The sequence below is a fragment of the Mitsuaria sp. TWR114 genome, from assembly GCF_007997345.1.
The window spans coordinates 1-2,671 of record NZ_VOSR01001112.1 but is presented as its reverse complement, the minus strand read 5'-3'; the positions used below and the strand labels follow the sequence as shown (position 1 = coordinate 2,671).

Annotated in this window: 5 protein-coding genes; 2 read left to right on the top strand and 3 right to left on the bottom strand. The window is 70.8% G+C overall.

Annotated elements, in window-relative coordinates; genetic code table 11:
* On the bottom strand, positions 1-286 hold a 286-nt coding region (locus tag FUT87_RS27945), incomplete at its 3' end, for a LysR family transcriptional regulator (RefSeq protein ID WP_147243064.1).
* 111 nt (positions 287-397) lie between these two features.
* Here FUT87_RS27945 and FUT87_RS27940 point away from each other — a divergent pair.
* A complete protein-coding gene (locus tag FUT87_RS27940; protein WP_147243065.1) occupies positions 398-1,171 on the top strand; it encodes an SDR family oxidoreductase in 774 nt (257 codons plus the stop codon).
* 63 nt (positions 1,172-1,234) lie between these two features.
* On the opposite strand, the gene FUT87_RS27935 is transcribed toward FUT87_RS27940, so the two are convergent.
* Complete coding sequence (locus FUT87_RS27935; RefSeq protein WP_147243066.1) at positions 1,235-1,540, bottom strand: YMGG-like glycine zipper-containing protein; 306 nt, start codon at positions 1,538-1,540, stop codon at positions 1,235-1,237.
* A gap of 103 nt (positions 1,541-1,643) precedes the next feature.
* Between FUT87_RS27935 and FUT87_RS27930 the strand changes: the two genes are divergently transcribed.
* The gene (locus tag FUT87_RS27930) at positions 1,644-2,096 is read left to right on the top strand and encodes a hypothetical protein (RefSeq protein ID WP_255512097.1); all 453 of its coding nucleotides are present in this window, start codon (positions 1,644-1,646) and stop codon (positions 2,094-2,096) included.
* A gap of 9 nt (positions 2,097-2,105) precedes the next feature.
* Here FUT87_RS27930 and FUT87_RS27925 read toward each other — a convergent pair whose 3' ends face one another.
* A complete protein-coding gene (locus FUT87_RS27925; RefSeq protein WP_141225299.1) occupies positions 2,106-2,399 on the bottom strand; it encodes a hypothetical protein in 294 nt (97 codons plus the stop codon).
* Between the last annotated feature and the right edge of the window lie 272 nt (positions 2,400-2,671).

The following is a 2,671-nucleotide window of genomic DNA, read 5'->3' as shown; positions in this document are numbered from 1 at the left end:
GCGTGCCGGCCGGCTTGCCGGCGCCCTGCCGCAGGTCGGTCAGCGCATCGCCGATCTCCGCCCACGGCAGCCGGACCTGGCCATACAAGCGCTCGCCGTCGGTCGTCAGCGCCAGCCGGCGCGTGCTGCGCTGGAACAGGCGCACGCCCAGGCGGGCCTCGAACTGAGCCACGCTCTTGCTGACGGCCGCGGGCGTCAGTCCCAGGCGGCGCGCGGCCGCGGAGAAACTGCCGTCGTCCGCCGCGGCGATGAAGGCGTCCAGGTGGCTGCGAAGTTCGGTGGACATGGGATTCGATAGGGATGGTTGAAGCTGAGTGTCAGCTTCTGAGACTACCGGAATCAGGTCGCAGCGCCCAGACTTCGTTCATCCCAACTCCCTTTTCAAAAGGACGACGCCATGAGCACCTCGACTTCCACCTCCACTGCCACCTCCACGCCGCTGGCCGGCAAGGTCGCCTTCAGCCACGGCGGGTCGCGCGGCATCGGCGCCGCGTCGGCGCGCCGGCTGGCGCGCGAGGGCGCCACGGTCGCGATCGGTTATGCGTCCTCGGCGATCGCGGCCGAGGCGCTGGCGGAAGAAATCCAGGCCGCGGGCGGCCGGGCGATCGCCATCAAGGCGGACGCCACCGACGCGCAGGCCCTGGCGGCCGCGATCGACGGCGTGGCCGAGCGCCTCGGCCGCCTGGACATCCTGGTCAACAGCGCCGGCGTCCTGCACGTCGCGCCGACGGAAGACTTCTCGCTGGCGGACTTCGACCGCACGCTGGCGGTCAACGTGCGCTCGGTCTTCGTGGCCTCGCAGGCGGCCGCCCGGCACATGCGCGAAGGCGGCCGGATCATCAACATCGGCAGCACCAACGCGCAGCGCATGCCCTTCGCCGGCGGCGCGGCGTATGCGATGAGCAAGTCGGCGCTGATCGGCCTGGTCAAGGGCATGGCGCGCGACCTGGGGCCGCGCGGCATCACGGTGAACAACGTGGCGCCGGGGCCGGTCGACACCGACATGAACCCGGCCGACACGGATTTCGGCGCCGGCCTGCATGGCCTGATGGCCGTGCCGCGTCACGCCAAGGCGGACGAGATCGCGGCGATGGTGGCCTATCTGGCCGGACCGGAAGCCGGGTTCGTCACCGGCGCCGACCTGCTGATCGACGGCGGATTCGCCGCCTGAGGCCGAGGGCGCCAGTCAAGGGATCGACGAGTCGACGAATCGACGGATCGACCGATCAACGGATCAACGGACCGTATGGCGCCGGCCGTCCTCGTCGACCCAATAGCGGCCGCCCTGGCCATCCGAGTAGACCTGGCGCTCGCGGCCGTCGACGACCAGCCGCCCGATGAGCGCCCCGGCGACCGCGCCGACCGCCGCGCCCGTGAGGGCGTTGCCGCCGGTCGCGGCGCCGATGACGGCGCCGCCCACCGCGCCCACGGCCGCATTGCGGGCGTCGTCACGACGCTGCTGCCGGTCGGAAGCGCAACCGACGCTCAAGGCCGCGCAGGCGATGACCAGCGCAACGGTGCTGAAGGGGGAGGTATTCATGAGAAGTCTCCTGAAGGGTGATGTTCGTCCGCCCTCCTGCGGCGCGACGAGACCACCGCCTCATCGCGCGGCGGAGGGCAGCGCGCGACTGATGCATCACGCCATGAGCGGCAAGGGGCATGCCCTGTCGGCGGCAGTAGCCGGAACGGCACGGGCGGCAAGGCGTAGCGAGAAGCAACGAGCGGCGGCGGTACGGCGATTGCCGCGCCTGGGTATCCCACTTCAGGAGATCGCCATGCCTCGCGGAGACAAATCCTCCTACACGGACAAGCAGAAGCGTCAGGCCGAGCACATCGAAAGCGGCTATGAGCACCGCGGCGTGCCCAAGGACGAAGCCGAACGGCGCGCCTGGGCCACGGTCAACAAGGAAACGGGCGGCGGCAAGAAGTCGGGCTCGGGCCGCGGCCAGGCCGAGAACCACGAGCCCTCGCGCAAGGGCGGGCGCCTGGGCGGCAAGGCCGCGGCGAGCCGCACGGCGGCGGAGCGCTCAGCCTCCGCGAAGAAGGCCGCGGCGACCCGCAAGCGCAATGCGGCGGCGCGCGCGGCCCATCATTGAGAACGAGGGTCAGCGGTCCTCGCGGGAGGAATCGCTGTCCTCACTGCGGTCGTCACGGGACGCCTGGTTGCGCTGGCTGCCGGGCGACTGCTGGCTGGACGGCTGCTGGGAGCGCTGGTTCAGCTGTCCCTGCTGACCGCCGGACTGGCTCTGCTGGGACTGCTGGCGCTGGCCTTGCGAGCCGCCGCCCTGCTGCCCGCCAGGCTGGTTCTGCTGCCCTTGCTGCCCCTGCTGATGCTGGTTCTGCTGGCTGGAACCGCCCTGGGGTTGCGGCGATGACTTCGTGTTGGGTTGCTGGGCCATGGTGATCTCCATGTTGAGCACGCCGGCAACTTCGCCGGCAGATTGGAGGGGCAATGGTCATGCCGGCGGGGGGAGTCTGTGTGCCCAACGACCTCGCCGACATCAACGCGCAGAACCTGCGCATGAGCGAAGGCGCCGGCACGCCGCGGGGCATCGAACGCCACCTGGGGAGGAATGCGGCAGCAGCGCTTCCAGCTCGACGAGGCGGAGGTCAAGCCCTACTTCCCGCTGGACGCGTGGTGCGCGCGATGTCGACTGCGCCGAGCGCCTCT

What these genes read in the sequence shown, in the direction of transcription:
- FUT87_RS27940 (WP_147243065.1), top strand. Translation starts at nt 398, where the DNA reads ATGAGCACCTCGACTTCCACCTCCACTGCCACCTCCACGCCGCTGGCC.
- FUT87_RS27935 (WP_147243066.1), bottom strand. Translation starts at nt 1,540, where the DNA reads ATGAATACCTCCCCCTTCAGCACCGTTGCGCTGGTCATCGCCTGCGCG.
- FUT87_RS27930 (WP_255512097.1), top strand. Translation starts at nt 1,644, where the DNA reads ATGAGCGGCAAGGGGCATGCCCTGTCGGCGGCAGTAGCCGGAACGGCA.
- FUT87_RS27925 (WP_141225299.1), bottom strand. Translation starts at nt 2,399, where the DNA reads ATGGCCCAGCAACCCAACACGAAGTCATCGCCGCAACCCCAGGGCGGT.